At 62.8% G+C, this 22,533-nt stretch carries 21 protein-coding genes and 4 pseudogenes; 11 read left to right on the plus strand and 14 right to left on the minus strand.

The window, feature by feature from the left end; translation table 11 throughout:
• Positions 1-107: pseudogene (locus tag GL286_RS22890) on the plus strand (ATP-binding protein); the annotation flags it as partial.
• Positions 108-448: 341 nt separating this feature from the next.
• Here GL286_RS22890 and GL286_RS19300 read toward each other — a convergent pair.
• The 5 genes from GL286_RS19300 to GL286_RS19320 form a co-directional block, all read right to left on the minus strand.
• Positions 449-1,462: an ABC transporter substrate-binding protein gene (locus GL286_RS19300; protein WP_155097212.1), complete on the minus strand. Its 1,014-nt coding sequence runs from the start codon at positions 1,460-1,462 to the stop codon at positions 449-451.
• Positions 1,463-1,484: 22 nt separating this feature from the next.
• Positions 1,485-2,270, minus strand: coding sequence for an ABC transporter permease (locus GL286_RS19305; protein ID WP_155097213.1), 786 nt, complete (start codon positions 2,268-2,270; stop codon positions 1,485-1,487).
• On the minus strand, positions 2,270-3,076 hold the full coding sequence (locus tag GL286_RS19310) for an ABC transporter ATP-binding protein (RefSeq protein ID WP_155097214.1): 807 nt from the start codon (positions 3,074-3,076) through the stop codon (positions 2,270-2,272). The genes GL286_RS19305 and GL286_RS19310 overlap by 1 nt, the downstream gene beginning before the upstream one ends.
• Positions 3,077-3,282: 206 nt before the next feature.
• Positions 3,283-3,876, minus strand: coding sequence for a CHAP domain-containing protein (locus tag GL286_RS19315; RefSeq protein WP_246185032.1), 594 nt, complete (start codon positions 3,874-3,876; stop codon positions 3,283-3,285).
• Positions 3,877-4,347: 471 nt separating this feature from the next.
• Entirely contained in the window at positions 4,348-5,589 is a 1,242-nt protein-coding gene (locus tag GL286_RS19320) for an aminopeptidase (protein WP_155097215.1), read from the minus strand.
• Positions 5,590-5,746: 157 nt separating this feature from the next.
• On the opposite strand from GL286_RS19320, the gene GL286_RS19325 reads away from it, so the two are divergent.
• Positions 5,747-6,457, plus strand: a complete 711-nt coding sequence (locus GL286_RS19325) for a class I SAM-dependent methyltransferase (protein ID WP_155097216.1) — start codon at positions 5,747-5,749, stop codon at positions 6,455-6,457.
• A gap of 73 nt (positions 6,458-6,530) precedes the next feature.
• On the opposite strand, the gene GL286_RS19330 is transcribed toward GL286_RS19325, so the two are convergent.
• Positions 6,531-7,019: a hypothetical protein gene (locus tag GL286_RS19330; protein WP_155097217.1), complete on the minus strand. Its 489-nt coding sequence runs from the start codon at positions 7,017-7,019 to the stop codon at positions 6,531-6,533.
• Positions 7,020-7,236: 217 nt separating this feature from the next.
• Between GL286_RS19330 and GL286_RS22670 the strand changes: the two are divergent.
• The 6 genes and pseudogenes from GL286_RS22670 to GL286_RS19360 form a co-directional block, all read left to right on the plus strand.
• Positions 7,237-7,432, plus strand: a pseudogene (locus GL286_RS22670) (hypothetical protein); the annotation flags it as partial.
• Between the two features lie 227 nt (positions 7,433-7,659).
• Positions 7,660-8,147: pseudogene (locus GL286_RS19340) on the plus strand (transposase); the annotation flags it as partial.
• A gap of 59 nt (positions 8,148-8,206) precedes the next feature.
• Positions 8,207-9,177: pseudogene (locus tag GL286_RS19345) on the plus strand (IS5 family transposase).
• Positions 9,178-9,216: 39 nt separating this feature from the next.
• On the plus strand, positions 9,217-9,432 hold the full coding sequence (locus GL286_RS19350) for a hypothetical protein (protein ID WP_211596430.1): 216 nt from the start codon (positions 9,217-9,219) through the stop codon (positions 9,430-9,432).
• Positions 9,433-9,444: 12 nt separating this feature from the next.
• Entirely contained in the window at positions 9,445-10,857 is a 1,413-nt protein-coding gene (locus GL286_RS19355; protein ID WP_155097218.1) for a M24 family metallopeptidase, read from the plus strand.
• Positions 10,854-11,519: a flavin reductase family protein gene (locus GL286_RS19360; RefSeq protein ID WP_155097219.1), complete on the plus strand. Its 666-nt coding sequence runs from the start codon at positions 10,854-10,856 to the stop codon at positions 11,517-11,519. The genes GL286_RS19355 and GL286_RS19360 overlap by 4 nt, the downstream gene beginning before the upstream one ends.
• A 52-nt stretch (positions 11,520-11,571) precedes the next feature.
• Here GL286_RS19360 and GL286_RS19365 read toward each other — a convergent pair whose 3' ends face one another.
• From GL286_RS19365 to GL286_RS19385, 5 genes are read right to left on the minus strand one after another with little or no spacing between them, the layout of a single operon-like run.
• Positions 11,572-12,270 carry an aspartate racemase/maleate isomerase family protein gene (locus GL286_RS19365; RefSeq protein WP_155097220.1) on the minus strand — a complete coding sequence of 233 codons (699 nt, stop codon included), beginning with the start codon at positions 12,268-12,270 and terminating at the stop codon, positions 11,572-11,574.
• Between the two features lie 4 nt (positions 12,271-12,274).
• The gene (locus tag GL286_RS19370) at positions 12,275-13,372 is read right to left on the minus strand and encodes an ABC transporter ATP-binding protein (RefSeq protein ID WP_155097221.1); all 1,098 of its coding nucleotides are present in this window, start codon (positions 13,370-13,372) and stop codon (positions 12,275-12,277) included.
• A 7-nt stretch (positions 13,373-13,379) separates the two neighbouring features.
• Entirely contained in the window at positions 13,380-14,444 is a 1,065-nt protein-coding gene (locus tag GL286_RS19375) for an extracellular solute-binding protein (RefSeq protein WP_155097222.1), read from the minus strand.
• A gap of 30 nt (positions 14,445-14,474) precedes the next feature.
• Positions 14,475-15,269 (minus strand): ABC transporter permease, encoded by a 795-nt coding sequence (locus GL286_RS19380; RefSeq protein ID WP_170295303.1) that lies wholly within the window; start codon positions 15,267-15,269, stop codon positions 14,475-14,477.
• Positions 15,266-16,216 carry an ABC transporter permease gene (locus GL286_RS19385; protein ID WP_170295304.1) on the minus strand — a complete coding sequence of 317 codons (951 nt, stop codon included), beginning with the start codon at positions 16,214-16,216 and terminating at the stop codon, positions 15,266-15,268. Before GL286_RS19385 ends, GL286_RS19380 begins: the two co-directional genes overlap by 4 nt.
• A 139-nt stretch (positions 16,217-16,355) precedes the next feature.
• Between GL286_RS19385 and GL286_RS19390 the strand changes: the two genes are divergently transcribed.
• Entirely contained in the window at positions 16,356-17,291 is a 936-nt protein-coding gene (locus GL286_RS19390) for a LysR family transcriptional regulator (RefSeq protein ID WP_170295305.1), read from the plus strand.
• Between the two features lie 350 nt (positions 17,292-17,641).
• Entirely contained in the window at positions 17,642-18,532 is an 891-nt protein-coding gene (locus tag GL286_RS19395; RefSeq protein WP_155097226.1) for an alpha/beta hydrolase, read from the plus strand.
• On the opposite strand, the gene GL286_RS19400 is transcribed toward GL286_RS19395, so the two are convergent.
• From GL286_RS19400 to GL286_RS19410, 3 genes are read right to left on the minus strand one after another with little or no spacing between them, the layout of a single operon-like run.
• Positions 18,527-19,294 (minus strand): ABC transporter ATP-binding protein, encoded by a 768-nt coding sequence (locus GL286_RS19400; RefSeq protein WP_155097227.1) that lies wholly within the window; start codon positions 19,292-19,294, stop codon positions 18,527-18,529. The genes GL286_RS19395 and GL286_RS19400 overlap by 6 nt on opposite strands.
• Positions 19,295-19,337: 43 nt before the next feature.
• The gene (locus GL286_RS19405) at positions 19,338-20,282 is read right to left on the minus strand and encodes a FecCD family ABC transporter permease (RefSeq protein WP_155097228.1); all 945 of its coding nucleotides are present in this window, start codon (positions 20,280-20,282) and stop codon (positions 19,338-19,340) included.
• The gene (locus GL286_RS19410; protein WP_170295306.1) at positions 20,279-21,265 is read right to left on the minus strand and encodes a FecCD family ABC transporter permease; all 987 of its coding nucleotides are present in this window, start codon (positions 21,263-21,265) and stop codon (positions 20,279-20,281) included. Before GL286_RS19410 ends, GL286_RS19405 begins: the two co-directional genes overlap by 4 nt.
• A gap of 172 nt (positions 21,266-21,437) precedes the next feature.
• Here GL286_RS19410 and GL286_RS19415 point away from each other — a divergent pair, with 172 nt between their 5' ends.
• On the plus strand, positions 21,438-22,406 hold the full coding sequence (locus tag GL286_RS19415) for an ABC transporter substrate-binding protein (RefSeq protein WP_170295307.1): 969 nt from the start codon (positions 21,438-21,440) through the stop codon (positions 22,404-22,406).
• Positions 22,407-22,533: the final 127 nt, after the last annotated feature.

Genomic DNA, 22,533 nt, shown 5'->3' on the forward strand with positions numbered 1-22,533 from the left:
GCTGCCACATCCTGGAAACGGGAAACGACAGCTTCCGCTTTAAGGCCAGCTCAGCTGCATTGGCGACGAAAAAGAAGGAGACCACACACACATTGACCAAAGCATGACCCGAATTCCATAGTCAGCGGTGGATCACTTCTCGGTGAAAATCCCGGCTCAGTTCTGGGTGGAAATCAACAGACAAGGGGATATCTGGCATCCGGCTCGGTGGGCGTCGAGCCCGTAGAACCGATCTCGCACCAGAACCGCGCAGCTCCATTCCCGCCAGCTAGTCATATGATTGCCGCAAAACAGGCCTGATGCATGACTGTACCCGACCACACGCCAAACGGCTCAAAATCCGACTTGGAGGAGCAGGAGTAACCATACACGACTCGGGTTTGGATTGGACGCGAAATGGCTTCGTTTCCGGCGGGTAGGCACGACACGCGCGCCTACCCTGATATCGTTACTGCGTAAGCTTGCCAGCAGCGGCCTTCTCGACAAAGGCGTTGGTGTAGGTCTTGCTGACATCCACATCCGCAGCCTTGATCTCGGGCGAATTGAAGCTCATGACCTCCAGCACCGCCTTGGCGGCTTCGGGGGCCATCATGCCATCCGCAGAGATCATCTCAAGGCTGTTCTTGAGCGACTCGGCATAGAGCTTGGCGTCGTCGCCAACCAGTTCGGGCGGCATCTTCGCGGCGATATCCTCGGGTGTATTGCTGTGGATGAAGTGCAGCGTGTCCACGATCGCCGAGGCCAAAGCCTGCGCCTGTTCGGGATGTGCGTCGATCCATTCCTGACGCGTGTATAGCGCGCCGCCCGCGTAATCCGCGCCGAAGAGATGGCGGGCATCGGCTTCTTTGCGGGTATCGACCAGAATGTTCAGCCCTTCATGGCGCTTTTTCAACTGAGAGATCGCCGGATCAAGCGTGACAACCGCGTCGATCTGACCTTTTTCCAGCGCAGCAACCGCGGTCGCGCCAAGTCCCACGCCGACGACCGAGGCAGCCGTCGGTTCAAGCCCCTCACGCGACAGCATGTATTTCAGGAAGAAGTCGGTCGAGGATCCCGGCGCGGTCACGCCGACGGTCTTGCCCTTGAGATCCGCGACCGACCTGATTTCCTCGTTCTTGTCGGGTGCCACGACCAGCGCCAGCCCTGGCAACCGGTCCATCACGACGAACGAAGCCAGTTGCTGCTTCTTGGCGGCAAGGCTGATCGTGTGTTCGTAATAGCCCGACACCACATCGGCGCTGCCGCCGACAACCGCCTTCAGCGCCGCCGAGCCGCCTTTGAAGTCGATCAGTTCGACATCGACGCCATGCTTTTCGAAATTGCCCAGCTGCTCGGCCAGAACGGTCGGCAGGTAGCAGATGCAGCTTGAACCGCCGATGGCGATCTTTACTGTCTCTGCCTGCGCAGAGGTTCCCGCCACAAGGGCAAGAACGGCTGAGCCGATCATGTATTTCAGTTTCATTCCTCTCTCCTCCCTTGGAAAATCAATGTTGGGACTGGTTGTCGGGCCGCCAAACCAAAAGCCGCCGCTCGGCCAGCGTGACTAGCCAGTCGATGATCAGCACGAATGCCGACAGGACGAACATGCCCGCAAAGACACCGGCAATGTCGAACATGCCCTCGGCCTGCGCGATCAGATAACCAAGCCCTGCGGCCGAGCCGAGATACTCGCCCACGACCGCACCGACGACCGCGAAACCGATCGAGACATGCAATGACGAAAACACCCATGTCAGCGCCGAAGGCAGATAGACATGGCGGAGTAGCTGACGTTCGTTCATTCCCAGCATCCGCGCATTCTGCAGGACGGTGCGGTTCACCTCTTTGACGCCCTGATAGACGTTGAAGAACACGATGAAGAACACCAGTGTGAAGCCGAGCGCCACCTTGGACCAGATCCCCAGCCCGAACCAAAGCGTGAAAATCGGAGCCAGAACCACGCGCGGCAACGAGTTCGCCGCCTTGACGTAAGGATCAAAGACCGCCGCCAGTTTTGGGCGACGTGCCAGCCAAAAGCCCAAGACCAGCGCGGCGAAAGCGCCGATGACAAAGGCCAGCGTCGCCTCGACCAGCGTGATCCAGAGGTGATACCAGATCTCACCCGTCGAAAACCACGCGATGATCTGCCGCGCGACGTCACCGGGCGTCGAGAAAAAGAACTGCAGCCGCGAGGGATCGCCAAGGATCGGTGTCTGTGTCACCAACCACCAGATTGCAATGGCAATGACCGCGACAAGGGCTTGCAGCACGAATAGAACAGGTTTCGACATCAGGCCCGCTTCTCCGAATTGTAACCATAGGCCTTGAGGACCTGCTCTTTGAGCAGGTGCCAGATATCCCGATGCAGGGTCTGGAACTCGGGCGTCAGCTTGATTTCCGAGACATCCCTTGGCCGTTCCAGCGGGATCGGGAAATCCCCGATGATCCGTGCGTCCGGTCCCGTAGACAGGATCACCACGCGGTCGGACAGCGAGATCGCCTCCTCGAGGTCATGGGTGACGAACATCACCGCCTTTCGGTCCTGCTGCCACAGGTCCAGCAGCAGGTCGCCCATGATCAGCCGCGTCTGCGCGTCCAACGGGCCAAAGGGCTCATCCATCAGCAGTATCTCGGGATCGCGGATCAGCACTTGCGCCATTGCGACCCGCTTGCGCTGCCCACCCGACAGCATATGCGGATAGCGATCACCAAAGCCGCGCAATCCGACCTTGACCAGCCATTCATCTGCGCGGGCCAGCGCCTCGCGGCGCGGAACGCCATTGATTTCCAGCGAGATAGCCACATTGTCGCGCGCCGTCTTCCACGGCATCAGCGCATCTGCCTGAAACAGATATCCAGCACTTCGGTTAAGACCAGAAAGCTCTTGTCCACCCAGTTCCACCCTCCCTGCCGACGGCTTTAGCAAACCGGCAGCGGCATTCAGCAAGGTGGATTTGCCCGAACCAGTTGGCCCAACGATGGCGACGAATTCGCCCTTGGCAACGTTCAGGTCTGCGCCTGCGACCGCTCTGAACGGTTTGGCACCATGAACTGCAAAACTGATATCCACGGATTTCAGCTGAATAGCTGATTCCATTCTCTCCCTCCCTCGATCGGTCTCTCCGCCCTTCGAACGGTATTACCGATGTCAGGAACCCCGACGGAACTTTGCGTCACTGCGGCGGGGACCGCAAGCTTGCAAGGCATACGGTATTTAGACCGCTGAATTGTTTGAAAATTTATACCGAAGGTCAGGCATGCCGGGTTTCCGGCAAGCCCATAAAGACAGATTCGAAACAGGGATTACTTTTGTGCCTGCGGATAGATGAAACCATTCACCGGATAGCTTGCACCCAGATGACCAGGGCTGCTTTCCAGCTTCACCTCGGACCAATCGTTCCTCGGTGAAACATCGACGGCGGCCATGTCTATCGACACGCGGTTCCGGCTCCAGTTCGCATGGCTCACGAGCACTTTCCGCGCCGAAATCACTTTCGAGACGACAGCGACATGACCGTTCGGATTTTTGCGGGTCGCTTTGAAGGACATGACCGAGGCCGGAACGGGAGTCAGTCCGCGTGCATAATGCCCGTTGGCTTTTCCCCACCAGTCCTTGGCATTTCCCATGATCTCGATCCCGCTCAAGGTGCGGGCAAAAGGCACACACCAGACCCGCGAGCCCCGATGCTGCTTTTTCTTCACCTCAAGCAGGGCCAAAGACATGCGCTCGGGCGAAATCCGCCCGATAGAGACGTCCCGATCCCTGCTCAGCTTGGCGCCGACCACGATGGGGGGCTGAGAACCGCTGCCGTTCGTTGCCTGCTCCGAGCATCCGGCCAGCATTACACATGCCACGATGCTTGCAAGGCAGGCCCGCCCGCTTCTCCTATGGATCATTTGCCCCTCGGCCGTTTTTTATGGGTCGCTCTCCGGCGACCTGCATTTCATAGCCGGAACATCGGTGCTGCGACAATTGTTCGCAGTTCCGGCCGACGACGATAGGCGTCTAACCGCCGTCGCCGATAGCCGGTCGGCGGAAAGCGACCTTACCCGTTCGGATGTGATCGTCGGAGGCAGATTGCGAACGCTCGTCCTCGGGATACGTTTGCCCAGTGCTGGCGCCCAAGGCCAATACAGGAGCAAGCGAGGGATCGCCGGTGCGCCGCGACGCGTTCCAAGTCACGCGACGCTGACAAAATATCTGTCAATTGACCTTGCGTCGCGATGTGTTTAGCGCAAGCAAACGCCTACCTATCGCTTCTGCGGCAACGCTTGAAGCGTATGCGGGTGGCGTTGATGCCCAAACCCGCAAGCATTGCCGATCGGGCAGTCAAGCGCCCCCTGCCCACCACCTCTGCAGCGAGTCCCTCAGCGCGCCCATTCGCCTTTGCGGAACACGGGCACTCGCGTGCCATCCGCGCGGATCCCGTCAATATCGGTCTCAGGCCCGCCGATCATCCAGTCGACGTGTATCATCGAGCTATTTCCGCCTTGCGCCGCGATCTGTTCGGGCGAAAGCGATGCACCATCCAGGAAACACTTGGAATAGCATTGCCCCATCGCGATATGGCAGGCGGCGTTTTCATCGAAAAGCGTATTGTAGAACAGCAAGCCCGTCTGCGAAATCGGCGAGCTATAGGGAACAAGTGCGACTTCACCCAGACGGCGGGCACCCTCGTCGCTGTCTATCATGTTAAGCAGGACGGTTTTGCCCTTGCTCGAGCGCACCTCGACGGCGCGACCAGCTTCGAAGCGCATCTCGATCTCTTCGATCAGCGCACCGTTATACGAGAGCGGCTTGGTCGCGCGAACCGTCCCGCTGACACGATGGGCGTGAGGCGTAGTGAACACCTCCTCGGTCGGGATATTGGGATTGCAGATCACGCCGTTCTGCGCAGTCGACGCGCCGCCATGCCATTCATGGCCGTCAGCCAGCCCGACCAGCAGATCCGTTCCCGCCCCCGTGAAGTGCAGCGCGTCAAAGCGTTCGTCGTTCAGCCAAGCGGAACGCACGCGAAGCGCCGCATTATGCGCGGCCCAAGCCGCGACCGGATCATCATTCTTGACACGCGAAGCCGCGAAAATGGCATCGGCCAGTTTCAGCACGGCCTCGTCCTCGGGCAGGTCGGGAAAGACCTGCCGCGCCCAGCCTGCCGTCGGGTAGGCGGCAATCGTCCAGTTGATCGCGAAGTTCGCGATTTTCTCAAGCGCGGGCTTATAGGCCAGCGAATTGGCCTTGTTAGCGCGCGAGACCTTTGCAGGGTCCTCGGCAGCAAGCGCCATCGGATCTGCTCCTGCAATCGCCATGCGGGCGGCACCACCCTCGAAAGCCTGTGCCATGCCTTGATACAGCCAGTCAGGCGCACGCTCGAAGCTGGCGTCCTGCCCGTGTTGGAACCGCGCGCGGGCAATGTCATCGTCAGTCAGAAGCGGGGTGACGATTCCCGCTCCCGCACGATACGCACTCGCAGCGATTACGCGCACCAAGGGCAGCGCCTCGACCGGAGCAGTCAGCACCAGATCCTGTCCCGGCTGGAGATTCAGACCAACCCGAACTGCAACATCGGCAAGGCGAGAAAGAAGAACGGGATCAAGGGTCGTGGCAGTCATGGTGGCTCCTTGGGCAAGGCTGTCCGTGCAATCGGCGGACGTTAACATGGTAACTTTCCGATTGGCGCGGCAAGATCAAGGGCGTCATCCCGTCTGGCGCCGATGCAAGTGTACGCATATCGCGCAGGCCCGAATTGGAAAAAAGGATTACGCGCTTATGACCATCGAAGCCAAAATCTCGTTGCCGCAGGCCATGTTCAACCGCGAGATGGCCTACAACTATGACAGGAAGAACAGCGGCCTTGCCCCGATCACCAACAGCCTGCATTTCCTCGCGCGGCTGGTTCTAGAGGGGTTGCCACCGCGAAGCAAAATTTTATGTGTGGGGGTGGGGACCGGTGCCGAGATTTTGACGCTGGCCGAAGCTTTTCCGCAATGGACCTTCTTAGGGATCGACCCTTCGGCAGAAATGCTGGAGGTCTGTCGTGAACGCCTACGCCACGCAGGTATCCTTGACCGTTGCGAGTTGATCCAAGGCTACGTTCATGACGCGCCGCCGGATGCCACTTTCGACGCCGCCCTCAGCCTGTTGGTCGCCCATTTCATCCCGCGCGACCAGCGTGCCGATTTCTATCGTGCCATCCATGAACGGTTGAAACCCGACGGATATTTTATCGCCGCCGAGTTATGTACTGACCTGAACTCACCCGACTTCCCGTCCCTGCTGAAAGGCTGGGAACGGATTCAGTTACGCATGGGTGCGAACGAGGAGGCATTGGCCCGGCTTCCGGACATTCTGCGCAACACGCTTGCGGTCCTGTCACCAGAGGAAACAGATGGCCTTTTAAGATCATCCGGCTTTGACATGCCCGTCGCGTTTTTTCAGGCCTTCCTGATCCGTGGCGTATTTGCCGTAAAGCAAAGCTAGGGCGAGGTCACGTTTCGCCGCAAACAGGGCCTGAACAGCTACATCCGCATCCAGGCCCCGCAGTCGGCTTGCCTCACGCTTGGGGCTGGAACTTGGCCCGCAAGGCATCCAGCGCCTTACTCTCGGGTTCCGAGACCGGTTCGCCGCCAAATCCCAGGAAACCACCCTCCTTCGCCGCCTCGGCCACGCGGGTCGCGATGTCCATCAGAAAAGTCCGGAACTCGGAGGCGCTTTCGGGCGCAGTCCGGTCGAACATCCCGACGATCTCGCCTACCCGCGCAATTGCCGCATCCGAGATTTCGGCAGGTTTCTTGCCTTTGACCAGCGGCTTCACACCGTCGGTCGCGGCATGACGCCCTTCGGACGTCTTATATGCCTCGGCGATCTCGGCACCGATCGTCCCGGCCTCGGCCTGCTGGACCGAACTTGCCACCGCGGCACTTTCCTGAACCGCACCGATCAACCCGCCCGGATCCGCCGCCGTCACGGCAAGTCCGACCAGCATCGGTGCCTGCAATACTGCTGTCCAGTCGTCGGTTGAGAACTTTTCTTTCAGTGCCATCTTGGAGATCTCCGTGCAATCGTTTCACCGTTGAACGCGCAGACCAGCGTCAGGTTCACCTCTGCGTCACCCGGTCGCAGCGCGAAATGAGGCAATCCGGAACGAACCTTGCCCGCCCTTTGACGTCGATCTTGCTTAAGTTGATTTCCTCATATCACAGCCGCTCGGGCAGAGGCACAACCCATCGGCGTTATTACACAACTCGCTGACCTACGGGATGGCGATGTCCGCATCTGCCCGCTACCGGACGACAAACTGGAAATCATGTGGTGAGCTGTTGAGACGCCATTGGTCCGAGCCCAACGGCGAACGCGCTGAAGCGACGTGGATCATTGCTGGTCTGGCGGGACAGGGACATGGCTTGGTTGGCCCCCAAGGCTGGTCGTCCATGCCGTCCGCCTGTGTTCTCTGAATGAGAAGGATCAGGAAACAGTCGGCGGACCGTTTTCCCGCTGACGAGCTTCAGCCGCATCAGAGTTTCCGCCCACTGGCTGGTCCCGCCTCTCGTCTTCTCCTGCTCGAGCGTATTGAACAGTTCGTTGTTCGAGTCGCTTCAGACTGCTCTGTCCCCTGAGAACTGGACGGTTTGAAGCCGGAGTTTTCGGCTGACATTTCCCGGCTGGGATAGGAGCTGAGAACGATGAAGGCATCGAAGTTCACCGAAGCGCAGAAAGCGTTCACCCTGAAGCAGGACGAGGAGGGAACGCCGGTCGCGGAGATCTGCCGCAAGGTAGGGATCAGCCCGGCGACCTACCTCATCTGGAAAAAGCGCTATGGCGGGGTGCTGCCCGACGAGATGCGTCGGCCGAAGGCGCTGGAAGACGAGAACAGCCGGCTGAAGAAGATCGTGGCGGACCTGGCATTGGACCGGGAGATGTTGCAGGACGTCATCCGCCGAAAGCTCTGAGGCCTGCCCGCGCACGGGAACTGGTTGATGGGATGTTGGTGGACTGGGGAGTGTCGATCCGCCGGGCGTACGGGACGCTGCGCTTCGATCCATCGAGCAACCATTATAAGTCCCGCCAAACCGGGCAGGCCGCTTTGGAACTGAGGATCAGCGAAATCTGCCAAACGCGGGTGCGATACGGATACCGTCGCATCCACGTCTCGCTGCGACGGGAAGGATGGCGTTGTTGCGCAAATCGGGGAGGATTCATCTCGTGAATCCAGCATGCTAGCTGGGCATCATGAGCAGACCTCCGAAGACGACCTACAAGACCACCAACTGGCAAAGCTACAATCAGGCGCTAAGACAGCGCGGATTGCTGACTGTCTGGTTCGATCCCTCGATGCAGTGGGAAGCCATTCCGTCGGGGCGTCGCGGCCGTCAGCAGGCCTATAGCGACGCGGCGATCCAGGCCTGCCTCACCCTCAAGGTCCTCCTCGGGCTGCCGCTCCGCCAAGCGACCGGCTTCGTAGCGAGCCTGCTCGAACTGTCTGGGCTCGGCTGGTCCGTGCCGGACTTCAGCACTCTGTCGCGCCGCCAGAAAACCTTGAACGTGACCATTCCGTGTCGCGGCTCCAAGGGGCAGCTGCACCTGCTCGTGGACAGCACCGGCATCAAGGTGGAAGGCGAAGGCGAGTGGCACAGGCGCAAGCATGGCGGCTCGAAACGGCGCGTTCGCCATGGTCGCTCGGACCGATGGCGCGACATGGCTCACGGCGCAAGATCCACCTCGGAATCGACGAGGAAACATTGGAGATCCGGGCCGTCGAGGTCACGTCCAGCAATGTCGGCGATGCGCCGATGCTGCCGGACCTGCTTGCCCAGATCCCGGCGGAGGAGGAGATCGCCACCGTCACCGCCGACGGTGCCTATGACACCCGCGCCTGCCATGACGCCATCGCCGCCCGCGATGCTGCAGCTATCATCCCGCCGAGACGGAATGCGAGGCCATGGAAGCCGGACACAGCCGGAGCCCGGGCGCGCAACGAGATCCTGCGAGCATCGAAGCACTTGGGGCGGGCGCTCTGGCGGAACTGGAGCGGGTATCACCGCCGCAGCAGGGTCGAAACGAAAATGAACTGCGTGAAGTTGCTCGGCCAGCGGCTGATGTCGCGGGATTTCGACCGCCAGGTGGCAGAGGTCCAGATCCGCGCGGCGGTCCTCAACCGCTTCACGGCACTCGGTATCCCGACGACCGTGGCCGCAGGATAAGTGTGCTCGGGGAAAGGGGAAGTCCGGTCATCAGCTGATTTGCGCAACAGCGCCGTCTTCATGCAATCGCTGGATAACGTCTCGGTCACGCTATTCTTAGGCGATCCGGGCCGGACCATGCTGCCGCTGCGGCTATTCGCCATGCTCGAGGAAAGCCTTGACGGTCGCGTCGCCGCTGTCTCGGGACTGCTGATCCTTGCCGCCGCACTTCTTCTGTTCACGCTTCAACGCTTCGGCACCCGTTCGCCGCGCTGAAAGGATTTTTCGATGAATGCCCATGCCACGCCCCGCGCCTCGATCGAGCGCCTCTTGGGGGATTTCACGCCGGATTTCGATTTCCGCCCCGCCATGCCGATCCCGCCTGCTGAATATGCCGAGCGGATGCGCAAGCTGAAGCGCGAGGCGGTCTCGGCCGGTCACGACGCGGTGGTGGTCCATTGCGACACGGTCGGCTGGTTCCATGCCGCCCATGCCTATCTGCGCTATCTCTGCGACTGGATGCGCGAGGGGGTGCTGATCATCCCGATGGACGAAGGCAAAGAGCCGGTGCTTTTGTCCTTCTTCACCCAATCGGTGATCCTGCCCCCGGGTGGCGAGCCGGTGGGCGTTGATAGGATTCTGCAAATCGGGGCGGTGGGACGCGAATATGCCGATATCCCCGGCGATTCCGGCCAGAAGACCGTTGAGGCGACCGTGAACCTGCTGACAGATATCGGCGCGGGTCGCGGCAGCATCGGCTTCATCGGCGATAAGCGTTCGACCGCCTTCCGCGCCGCGCTGACCGCCGCCATGCCCGGCGCGAAATTCACCGACCAGCATGGCATCCTCGACCGTATGCAGCGAGCCCGCAGCCCCGCCGAAATCGCGGTGATCCGCTCCGCCGCGCAACTGATCAGCGTCGCGACGCAGGCCGCCTATCACGTCGCCCGTCCCGGCGTGACGGATTACGAGATCTACGCCGCCTTCACCATGGCCCAGATGGCGCGCGGCGGCGAGACCGGCGACGGCTATCAGATCGGCGCGAATGAATGGGGCACCCATTGCGGCAAGCCCTACGGTCGGGTGATGCGCAAGGGCGACCTCGCGAATCTCTATGTCTCGAACGTGACCTATCAGGGCTATACCGCGCAGACCGCCCGCATGATTGCCTTTGGCGAGTTGACCGCGCGGCAGGAACTGGTGCTGGACGCTTGCACCCGCGGCGTGAAAGCCGCCGAAAAGCTGATCCGCCCCGGCACGCTGATGCGAGATCTGAACAACGCGGCCTTCGCGCCTTATGTCGAGGCAGGCCTGCTGAAAGATCCCGAGGCCCGCTCCATACCCTATATCTGGAGCACGGGTGCGGATGGCGGCCCGCGCGAGATCCCCCGCCAATATATCCCCGATGCCGATTACGAGGCACAGGGCCGCCGCCTGATGCATGTCTATCCCGCGACATTCGGTCCGCATAATCCGAACCTCGGCCATTCGGTCGGCATGGCGGGCGGGCAGAATGCCTTCAACATCTCATCCCATAACTATGACAAACTGGAGGAAGGGATGGTTTTCGTCCTGCATACCCAATGGCTTGAGCCGATGTCGGCAGGCTGCAATGTCGGCGACATGTATCTGGTCACCGCCGACGGATTCGAGAACCTGTCGCGGCATACCCCGCTTGAGACGCACCGGGTGGCCGCATGAATAGCATTTCCTTCGACTTCGCCGCGCTGACCCCGAAGGAACGCTACAAGCTGTTGATCGGCACTGTAATCCCACGCCCCATCGCGCTGATCACCACGGTGTCTGAAGATGGCATCCCCAATGCCGGTTCGTTCAGCTTCTTCAATATCTTGACCCATGATCCAGCTGTCATGGCGGTGGGTATCGAATACAAGCCCGATGGCAAGCCCAAGGACACCGCCGCTAATATCCTCGCGACCGGCGAATTCACCGTCCATATCTCGGATCACGCGCTGGTCGATCAGATGGAGATCTGCTCGATCAAATTCGCCCATGACGTGGACGAATTGGCCATCGCGGGGCTTGAGACAACCCCTGGCGAGACCGTCCGCAGCCCCCGCATCCTCGCCGCCCCCGCTGCGTTCGAGTGCCATCTGCTGCAAACCGTACCCGTCACCCCTGCCCGAGTGATCGTGTTGGGCGAGGTCAAACGCATGTTCGTGCGCGAAGCATTGGTGGACCACGAAACACTTCATGTCGACCAACTGGCCATCGACGCGGTGGGCCGTCTGGGCGGACATCTTTACTCCCGCCAACTCGACCAGTTCGAACGCGTGACACCCTCGGTCGAGCAGTTCATGGCAAGCCAGCGCGAAAGTGACTTGAAGCGTTCGGTTCGGTGATCGGTGGAACTGAATGGAGGAAGCCGTACCGCCTTGCCAATGGCATAGGCGATTACGACCCTATGAGCACGGGGTGGTCCGGCAAAAGACCAAGCAGTGATTGCATCCCGATCGAGGCTGAATCGAAGACCAGAGCCATGCCACCTGTCGTCGTGCCGAGGGAATAGCCCTCGATATTGGTGCTCCAGATCAATCGCGCTTGCACGTCGGCTGGTCCGTCCATCTGTCGCAGGGCTGACAGCAGCCTCTCCGAGGACACGCGCGCCGCATCGAAATTCTCGCGGATCGCGAGGGAATGGGACACCGCGACCTCGATGCCTTCGCGGGCAAAGTTTGCGGCGATCCGGTCGGTCTCGGCGCGGTCGCCCTGCGCGACCAACGCGATGCGGGTCACGCCGTGGCGCTTGAGCGTGTCGAGCGTCGCCAGCGCCGTCGTCGTCACCGGCACGCCGGTCAGATCCTGCAAGTCCGCGCAAAGCTTTCGGTCTGGCTCGAAGCCCAGCAGCGCGCCGCGAGTGGCGTTCCAGCAGATCCCCTCAACCCGCGCTTCGGCGAGCATGCGCGCGGCAAAGCGGAAGGGTGACATATCGTAGCCATCGGCGGGGTGGCCGGAATAGGGCACGCGAGCAAAGCACAGGTCGATATCGTCGCGCCCTTCAATCATGCGGTGGGCGACGCGCTCGACCACGCGGTTCGAGGACGGCAGGATCAGGCCGATGGCGCGGCGTGGGGTTGTAAATTCAGTCGCCATCAACTCAGCCTTGCACCACTAGCGTCCGCGCGGCGGGCCAACTCGCGGTCCAGCGCGCGCCGATCTGGGGCATTTCCTCCAACTGGCCGGTCGGGATCGCCGCGACGATCTCGCCGCCCTGATGGTGCAGCCAGACCGACAGCGCCTGCCCACGGAAGGCGGTGCGCGTAATAGTACCGGTGATGTGGTTCGGTTGTGGCTTGCCCTCGCCCATCTGCATCACGATGCTTTCGGGGCGGATGGCGATAGTCGCCTTGGTGCCCTTGGGCAGATCGGGTGCGACGGTGCTAAGGCAGGTCACACCTGCCGCCTCCAGCGCCAGCCCCTTGGGTGATGCGCCCTTCACAGTAACCGGCAGCAGGTTGGTCACCCCCATGAAATCGGCGACGAATTGGGTGGCGGGTCGGTCATAGATTTCTTGGGCTGACGCGACCTGCCGCAGACGCCCGCCCTCCATCACCGCCACCCGATCGGCGAGGATCAGGGCTTCCTCCTGATCATGGGTAACGATGATTGTGGTCAGGCCCAGTTCGGCGCAAAGCGCACGCAATTCGACCTGCATCTCTTCGCGTAACTTACGGTCGAGCGCGCCGAAGGGCTCGTCAAGCAGCAGCACGCGCGGCTGATAGACGATGGCGCGGGCCATCGCGACACGCTGGCGCTGGCCGCCGGATAGCTGCGCGGGCATGCGGGACTCGAACCCCGCCAAACGGACCTTACTCAGGGCCTCATCGGCGCGGGTGGCGATTTCGGCCTTGGGCAGACCGCGCATCTCCAGCCCGAAGGCCACGTTTTCGCGCACGGTCAGATGCGGGAACAGCGCGTAGTCCTGGAACAGCATGCCGAGGTTGCGCTTATGGACCGGCAGACCGATCACCGACTGACCATCGATGATGACGTCACCCTCGGAAGGCTGGACCAGACCGGCGATCATCCGCAGGGTCGTGGTCTTGCCGCAGCCCGAGGGACCGAGAAGGGCGAGGATTTCGCCCCCCTTGATCGTCAGATCGACGCCTTGGACGACGCGATTGTCTCCGTAGCTGCGCCCCAGCCCGATCAGGCGCACTTCCGCGCCGCGGGACAGATTGGTAATCGGTGCCATGCTGCCCTCAGACCGCGAAGATGCCGTTCAGCCGCTCGGTCCAGGCCGAGCGGCGGGTGTTGATGAAGGTCCAATCCGGGTTGAAGAGGCCGCGGGCATCCATCTGGGTTTCGGGATAGGCGATGTATTTCAACGTCGCCTCGTCGAACTCGATCCCCGAGACCGGCGGGGCGGTCAGCGCGAATTCCGAGAAGCTTTTCTGGACCTGCGCCTCAAGCATCCGGTTCATGAAGGCCACGGCCAGATCGCGGTTCGGGCCGCCCTTGACCAGCACTTGAGAATTGTTGCCGCCAAAGCTGCCCTCGGCCGGGAAGGCCATGGTGATCGGTGCACCCTTGGCGGAATAGGGATAGACGTATTTCGACAGCTCCAGCAGACCGATATCGGCCTGTCCTTGGGCCACTTCATTCGCGGCCTGCGGACCATTGTCGAAGAGGTTCATGATATTAGGCTTCAGCGCCTCGACCTGATCGAAGCTGTCATCGATCAGGTATTGCGCTTCCGCGAAGGGTTTGCCCGATTTCACCGCCGCCGCGACAATCAGGAAAAAGACCGAGGGCGTGTTCTTCGGGCTAACCAGCTTCAGCTTGCCGCGATATGCGTCACCCCAAAGCTCGGCATAGGTCTTGGGTGCCTCGACACTGGTGTTGTGGAATAGCCCCGCGACCGAGATCGCGACGCCGGTCCCCCAGCCATCATAGGCGAAACGCGGCATCAGGTTTGCGGCGGCGGGCATCTCGGCCAGCGGCAGTTCCTCGATCAGCCCCTCGGCGCGGCAGGTCGGGATCGCCACGTCATCGATGAACATGACCGAGAATTTCGGGTTCGCCTTGGTCGCCTGCATCTTGCCGACATTGGCAAGGGTGAAGCCTTCCTCGGCGATGACGGTGCAGCCGAAATCGGCCTCGAATTGCGGGATGATGTTCTTGCGGACGAACTCGCCCTGCGCGCCGCCCCAGATCCCGATCTGAATTTCCTTGCCCTGCGCCCAAGCGCCTTTGGACAGGATCATCGGGGCGGCAAGGCTGGTCAGAGAGAGGGCTGCGAAACGGCGGCGCGAAAGAAGGGTCATGTCGGAACCTTTCGGATGAGGGGAGGAGGATCAGGAAATCAGGCGGGCGAGGCTGATGCCGAAGGCCTTCTCGATGACCAGCACGAGGAGGAGGGCGAAGAAGATCAACAAGGCAGCCATGGCGGCGATGGAAGGGTCAAACGAACGTTCGATCATCGAATGCAGGAACAGTGGCACGGGAAAGTTGCGGCCATCGGCCAGCCACATCGAGATCGGGTAATCATCGAACGAGACGATGAAGGCGAAGATTCCTCCGGCACAGATCCCCGGTCGGACCTGCGGCCAGATCACCCGGCGCGCCACGGTCAGCGGCGAGGCCCCCATGACCGAAGCCGCATCCTCCAGCGACCGGTTCACCAGCATGAAGCTGCCCGAGACGGTGCGGATCACGTAAGGCAGGCAGACGACAGTGTGCCCGATGACCAGTTGCGCGAAGGTGGCGCGAGAGCCGAGCATCGAAAAGGTCTGCAACAGCGCCACCCCGATCACGATCAGCGGCACGATCAGCGGCGACAGGATCAGGCCGAGGATCAACCCTTGTCCCGGCAGGTCGTAGCGCACCAGACCGGCGGCGCAGGGAACTCCGAGGATCAGCGAGATCAGGGTGACGACGCCCGCGAGCTTCAGCGAGAACAGGAAGGTTCCCTGCGCCTCGGGATCGGTCAGCACCTTGCCGTACCATTCGGTCGTAAATCCCTGCGGCGGGAAGGTGATGAAGGGCGTGTCCGAGACCGACATCAGCACCGGCACCACCAGCGGCGCAACAACCAGCGCCAGCAGCACCCCGACGACGATTTTCAGAACAGGACTGATATCGTCACTCATGCCGCAATTCCGGTCCATTTGACGAAGCGGCGGTTGACCAGCCGCAGGAAGACAAGGTTCGACGCCAACACCATGGTGATCAGCAGGGTCGAAATCGCGGCACCGAAGGGCCAGTCGTTCAACGTCAGGATTTGCTGCTCGATCAGCGTGCCCAGAAGCGGCGAGAAGTTTCCGCCAAGGATTTGCGGGGTGACGTAAGCGGCGGCGGTCAGTGAAAAAACCAGCGAACTCCCCACCGCCAGCCCCGGCAGGCTAAGCGGCAGGATTACTCGTGAAAACACCCGGAACCGGGACGCCCCGGCGACGCGGGCAGCCTCTTCGACTGACCTGTCGATCCGGCGGATGGCCGAGGCCAACGGCATCACCATGAACGGCAGGTAGACATGGACGCAGGCGATCAGCACCGCCCATTCGGTGTAAAGCAGCGAGGGCATGCCGGTGATGCCAAGCTGTTTCAGCACCCAAGCCAGCGCGCCCGTTTTGTTCAAGATCGTCTGCCAGCCATAAGAGCGCACGACCACATTCACCAAAAGCGGCGCGAGGATGGTCAGCGTCACGATCCGCGCCAGACCGGGTGTGCCGCGGGCGATGGCGATGGCCAGCGGGTAGGCAAGCACCACCGCGACAAGGCAGGTCAGCGCCGCGACCCGCGCCGTGCGGGCCAGGATACGCAGGTAAAGATCGGTCTGGAACAGCCGCAGGTAGTTATCTGCGGTCAGCCCCGGAACCGTCACCCCCTCGACCACCTTGGCCGAAACGCTGAGCCAGACCATCGACAGTACCGGCCAGGCGAACCAGACCAAAAGGAACAGGACCGTCGGCGCGACCATCAGCCAGCCAGCGCGTTGGCCGCTCGGGAACGGTCGGGCGGCACTTTTCGCCGCAAGCGGCGCATGGGTGCCCGATGCTTCGGCGGGTGCCGAAGCCGTTGCGATCAATCCGGTCATTCGGGTGTATCCGTGGTGATCCGCTTCCGGTTTCCTCCCGTCGCGGCGTGGTAACTGTCCTGACATTCCTGCAAGAAACCGTTGCCGTCCATCTCAGTTTGAGCAAAGTTTCATTCTAGAAATTAGAATGGATTTGCCGATGCGCGGATCGCTGCTGCCTGCCGCCTTGCGTTACGCCGATCAGGTCGCCCGCTCCGGCTCAGTCCAGCGCGCGTCTAAGGAACTGAACGTCGCCGCCTCGGCCGTCATCCGCCAGATCGCGCTGCTCGAGGAAAACATCGGCACCGCGCTTTTCGAGCGCGTCCCGCGCGGCATGCGCCTGACACCGGCAGGCGACGCGCTAATCGCGCTGGTGCGGCGCTGGAAGGCCGATGAGCGGCGGGTCGTCACGGAAATCCAGCAATTGCAGGGTGTCAATCAGGGCCATGTGCGGCTGGCGGTGATGGACAGCCATGTGAACGGTTTTCTACCCGGCTTCATCGCGGATCTGGCGGTCAGCCACCCGCGCATCTCGCTGGATATCACGGTGGCAAGCCCCGACGATGTGATCCAGTCGCTGGCCGCGGGTCAGGCCGATCTGGCCGCCGTCTTCAACCTGCCGCCCCGCCGCGACTTGCATATCCTGTGGAGCGCAGAACTACCCTTCGGTTGCGTCGTCGCCCCCGATCACGACCTCGCCCGCCGCGGCTCGACCAGTCTGCAAGAGGCCGTCGCCTATCCGATCGTGCTGCAAAGTCGGGCCTTGGTGATCCGTCGTTTTCTGGATGCCCGATATGACTGGGTGCTCGAAGGCAGCCGCAAGCTGGTCGAGACCAACTCACTGCAACTCGTCAAGCAACTGGCCCGCAGCGGGCAGTACATTGCGTTCACCTCCGAACTTGACGCCGCGCCCGAACTGGAGGCGGGCGAATTGGTCTTCCTGCCCGTCCGCGACAAGGCAGCAGAACCGCAAAGCGTCAGCGTCGCGATCAATGCCAGCGCGCCGTTCTCTCGCGTTACCCGCATCGTCGCGGATGGCCTGACGACTGCGGTGCAGCGCGCATTGGAAAACGCTCGCGCTGTCGGCACTCCCTGACAAGGCTTGGCGCGCCGAGCGGGGTGTCGTTTGATCGCGCAGCGTTATTTACAAGTCCTACGGTCGGTGATCGCTAACTGCGTTCAGAAAGACCCGCGCCTTAATGCACCGGTCTGGCTTGCAAACGGCCAAGCGCATCACGTCAAATCTCACGCCTTTTACCGGAGGGCTTTCGGAATCCGGAACGGGCCAGCCTTGTCGGTCACGGTAAACCATGCGCGCCACTTCAATCCGCGATCTCGCCGTAGACCGCTGATCGATCAGGCAAGCCACCCGTTAAGGCAAGGGCTTGCGGCAGACCGGTTGGCGCGGCTATCTCGGATCTCGGTTCCGAGACACAAGGATATGCCATGGATACCACGTCCCTTCCGGTCATGCCGACGCTTACCGCCGAGGGAGCGGGCCATGCCGGTCTGCGCTGGTTCGACCTGACGGACACGCAGACCGGCGCGATCCGACGGGTGTTCTTGTGGCTGCCACCCGGAGAGATGCCCGAGGCGGGCTGGCCTGCCCTGTTCATGACCGACGGGAATGCGGTGATCGCGACCGCGATCGACGCGATGCGGGCGCAGGCGCCTTACCCTTCGGGGACCAATCTGGGACAGGGCGCGCTGGTTGCCATAGGCTATCCCACCGATGATGCCTATGATCCCTTCCGGCGCAGCTGGGATCTCGGCCCTCCGCCCGGCGCGACCTATCCGCCGTTCTGGCCTGACACGCCCGAGGTCAAGACGGGTGGCGGGGCGGAAATGGCGCGTTTCATCCTTGAGGATGTCCGCGCCTTTCTGGGTACGCTGACGCGCCTTGACCCGGCGCAGCAAGGCCTGTTCGGTCATTCCTTCGGCGGGCTTTTCGCGCTTTGGCTGATGTTCAACCGCCCCGATGCCTTTACCCATTGGGTCGCGGCCAGCCCCTCGATCACTTGGGAAGGCAACTTCCTTATGGCCCATCGCGATGCCTTCGCCCCCCAAGGGCGCACGCTTCGGGTGCTGCTGTCGGCGGGCGAATGGGAGGGCGACGAGTTGGCCCCGTTCCAGCGCGGGGCCGAGGATGCCGATAAGCGCCTTGCCGCCAAGGCCGAGGAGCGCACCTTGGACGCCGGACGCGAGATGGCCGAGGATCTGGACCGCCTGCCCGGCGTCACCGCCGTCTATGAAACCTATGCCAATGAGACCCATATGTCCGTGCTGCCGGTCGCGGTGAACCGGGCGCTGCATTGGGTCTTTGGCCGCCGTTCATAGGGCCGCAGGGAGGACCACCGGCTTGCCATCGGGCAGCGCGCTGCATTCGAAACCGATGCCGAAGGTTTCGCGCAGGGGCACGGGGGCCAGCACGGCATCGGGCGGGCCAATGGCCACGAGCCGCCCCTCGCGCAGGGCCAGAACCTGATCGCAGGTGCGGGCGGCGATGGTCAAGTCATGCAGGATCATCACCACGCTGCGGGTCTTTCCCAAGTCCCGCAGCAGACCGACCAATTCCGTCTGATGCGGCAGATCGAGGAAGTTCAGCGGCTCATCGAGCAGGATCGTGTCGCATTCCTGCGCCAAGACCAGCGCGATCCACGCCCTTTGCCTCTGCCCGCCCGACAGGCTGTCGACGGGGCGGGTGGCCAGATCCTCCAGCCCGACGGCGTGCAGCGCGCGATCAACCGCGGCTCGATCCGCAGGCCCCATCGGCAAAAAGGGTCGCATCCAAGGCGTCCTCCCGCGCGCGACAAGCTGGCGGACGGTCAGGCCCGGCGGGGCTGCGGCCGATTGCGGCAGCATGGCGATACGGCGGGCGCGGGCGCGCGGCGCCATCGCGGCAATATCCTGACCCTGATGCAGGACGCTGCCGGTTTCAGGCGGCAAAAGCCCCGCCATCGCCCGCAGCATCGTCGTCTTGCCCGAGCCATTCGCGCCGATGATCCCGGTGATCCCACCCGAGGACAGGTCAAAATCCACCCCATGCAGCACGGGCGTGCCGCCAAGATGGATGGAAAGATCGCGGATTTCGAAGGGCATTTTCGTCCTTTCGCCTTCAGCTTCGCGCCAACCGGCGCGAGAGTTAACTTTGCGCCATCCGGCGCACGGTCAGTATCAGCACCGGAGCACCGATCAGCGCGGTATAAAGCCCGGTCGGCAGCAGCGCCGCCGGGGCCATGGCCCGGGCCAGAACATCGGCCAAGGTCACGAAAGCCGCACCGGTCAGCATGGCGGCGACGGGGCTTGGGCGACCTCCCGCGACCAGCCGACCGACCGGACCTGCGGCCAGAGCCACAAAACTCATCGGCCCGCACAAGGCGACCGACCCCGCCGCGACCAAAGCCGCGATCAGGCCAAGCCCCGCGCGAAGCAGCCCAACGCGCAGGCCAAGCGCGCGGGCCAGATCGTCACCCAGTTCCAGCCGGTCCAGCACCCGCCCCGACAGAAGCAGCGGCAAAAGCAGCGGGGCAAACCAGACCCCGCGTTGAACCTCGGCCCAACCGGCGCCGTTCAGCGTGCCGCTGAGCCAAGTCATCGCCATGCCCGCGCTGCTGTCACCCATGCGCAGGATCAGCGCCTCGGTCCCGGCGGCGGCGAAGATTGCCAGCGCGAGGCCCTGCAGGACGACGGCGCGGGGATCAAAGCCTTGGCGGGGATGGGCGGCGAGCCACGCCAGCGCGGCGATGGCGGCCAGCCCGCCTCCCCAAGCACCAAGCACCACCGGCGCGCCGAAGAACAGCGCCGCGACCGCGCCAAAGGCCGAGACCTGCGTCACCCCGATCACATCTGGCGAAGCGAGGGGGTTCCTCAGCAATGTCTGGAACACCAGTCCCGAAAGGCCAAAGCCCGCCCCGGCGATCATGCCCACCAAAAGACGCGGCAGGCGCAGGTTCCAGACCATGCGGCCCGCGCCTTCGGGATCGGAAAGCGCCTCGATCAGCGCGGGGGGCGCAAGCCAAACTCGCCCGGCGGCAAGCGACAAGGCGGCCAGCGCCAGCAGCAGCAAGATCAGCCCCAGATACCTCATGCGCCCTCGCGGATCAGGCGGCGGATCAGCGCCATGAAGACCGGTGCGCCCAGCATCGCCAGCACCAGACCAAGCTGCAATTCCGAGGGCCGCGCCAGCCAGCGCCCGGCCAGATCAGCGATGATCGCCAGCCCAGCTCCGACCGGACAGGCCAAGGCCACCTGCTGGGTCAGGCTGGAATGCGGCAGCACGCGGCGCGCCAGATGCGGGGCGATCAGCCCGACGAAACCGACCGGCCCGGCAATCGCGACGCTGGCCCCGGCGCAAAGCGCGACCGAGGCAAGGCCAAGGCCCATGACCCGCCCGACATTCAGGCCAAGGGCGCTGCCCATCTCGGCCCCCAGCATCAGCGCCTCGATCTGGCGGGCAACCAGCGCGGCCAGCAGGATGCCAAGGCCCGCAATCGGTGCCAGCACCGCCAAAGCCGAGAGTTGCGCCATGGCAAGCGAGCCAACCATCCAGAAGCGATAGGCATTCCTCGCCTCGGGCTGGGTCAGCACGATCAGCGCGACGAGGGCCATGAAAAGACTGGACAAGGCCGCCCCGGCCAAGGGCAAACGCAGGGTATTGTCGCCGCTGCCCGCGAGATGGCGCACCAGCAGTGCCGCCAGTGCCGCGCCCGCCAGCGCAAGCCCCGCGATGGCCATTTGCGGCAACGCGCCGATCCAGAACAGCCCCATCACCACCGCCAGCGCCGCCCCGGCATTGACCCCGGTCAGGCCCGGATCGGCCAGCGGATTGCGCGCCATCGCCTGCATCACCACCCCCGCGACAGCCAACGCCGCGCCGATCACCAGCGCGGCCAAGACGCGAGGCAGGCGCATGCCGATGATGATGCCCTGCGCCGGGTCCTTGGGCTCGAATGCCATCAGGGCATGCCACAGCACCGGCAGCGGATAATCCTGCGCGCCAAGGCAAAGCGCTGCGATCAGCCCGGCCAGGACAGCAAGCCAAAGCACGGCAAGTCGGGGCAGAAGGCGCAAACCACTCTCCGTTCGGGATAAAAGCTGCGGCTGGCGACGAGCTGGCCTTTCGCGCCTGATTGCAGGGCCGCGCGCCGGGGTCAAGCGGCTTGACCGAGGCAAGCTCAGCGGTTAGCCCCGGATCACCCAGCGCGAGCGCGCAAGGCAACACCGTTGACTTATGGAAGATGCCATGCCGCGCGCCTTTGTTATCCTTGCCCTGTCGGCAGCCCTTGCCTTGCCTGCAGCGGCCGAGGAAATCACCCTGCGCCATGGGTTCGGCGAAACCAGACTCGATCCCGACAAGGTCAAGCGCATCGTCTCGGTCGGCTATCACGAACAGGACTTTTTATATGCCTTGGGCATTGCCCCGGTGGGCGTGCATGATTGGTTCGGCGATCACCCCTATGCGACGGGGCCTTGGGCCGAAGGGGCCCGCAAAGCCGTCGGTGCCGAGCCGGAGGTGCAAAAGGGCTTCGAGATCGACGTGGAATGGGTCTGGGAGCAAGAGCCCGATCTGATCGTCGCCACTTTCGCGCCGATGGATGCGGCGCTTTATGCGCAGCTTTCGCAGATCGCGCCAGTTCTGGGCCCCCCCGCCGATTATCCGCTTTGGGGCGGGCCTTGGGACGCGGAATTGCGGTTGATTGCGCAGGCGACCGGGCGCGAGGATCAGGCGAAAGCCGTGATAGACCGCATCAGCGCCAAGGTCGAAACTGCCGTTGCCGCGCATCCGAAATTCCGCGGCCTGTCCGGCACGGCGGCCTATTTCCAGAATGGTCAGATCGTCGGCTATCGCAGTCAGGACGGCGCGAACCGGTTGCTCGACAGTTTCGGGATCAAGACGCCGCCGGTCTTTGACGAGATGGTCGCAGGCTCGGACCGCTTCCAGATCAGCCCCGAGCGTTTCGACCTGTTCGATCTGGATGTGCTGTTCTGGTTGGTCGAGCCCCCTTCGCGCACGGCGATCGAGGCGCTGCCCTCATGGCAGAACACCCGCGCCGCCCGCGAGGGCCGCGCGATCTGGGCCAGTCCCGAGATGATGGGCGCGATGGCATTCCAGTCGCCTTTGTCGATCGAATGGGCGCTGGAGCCCCTGACCAAGCTGCTTGCAGCGGCATCGGATGGAAATCCCGATACATCGACAGATCTGACGCCTTGACTTGGCGCGCCGAGGGTCACAGAAGCGTGAAAACCTAGGCAACGCGGCCTCGCGCAACCCCGGCAGCAATCGGCGGCCCCTCTCCGCCATCGAATTTCATCGCGCCAGACCCGGACCGGGTCCGGTC

The sequence above is a fragment of the Paracoccus aestuariivivens genome (assembly GCF_009711225.1).
Classification (GTDB): Bacteria; Pseudomonadota; Alphaproteobacteria; order Rhodobacterales; family Rhodobacteraceae; genus Paracoccus; species Paracoccus aestuariivivens.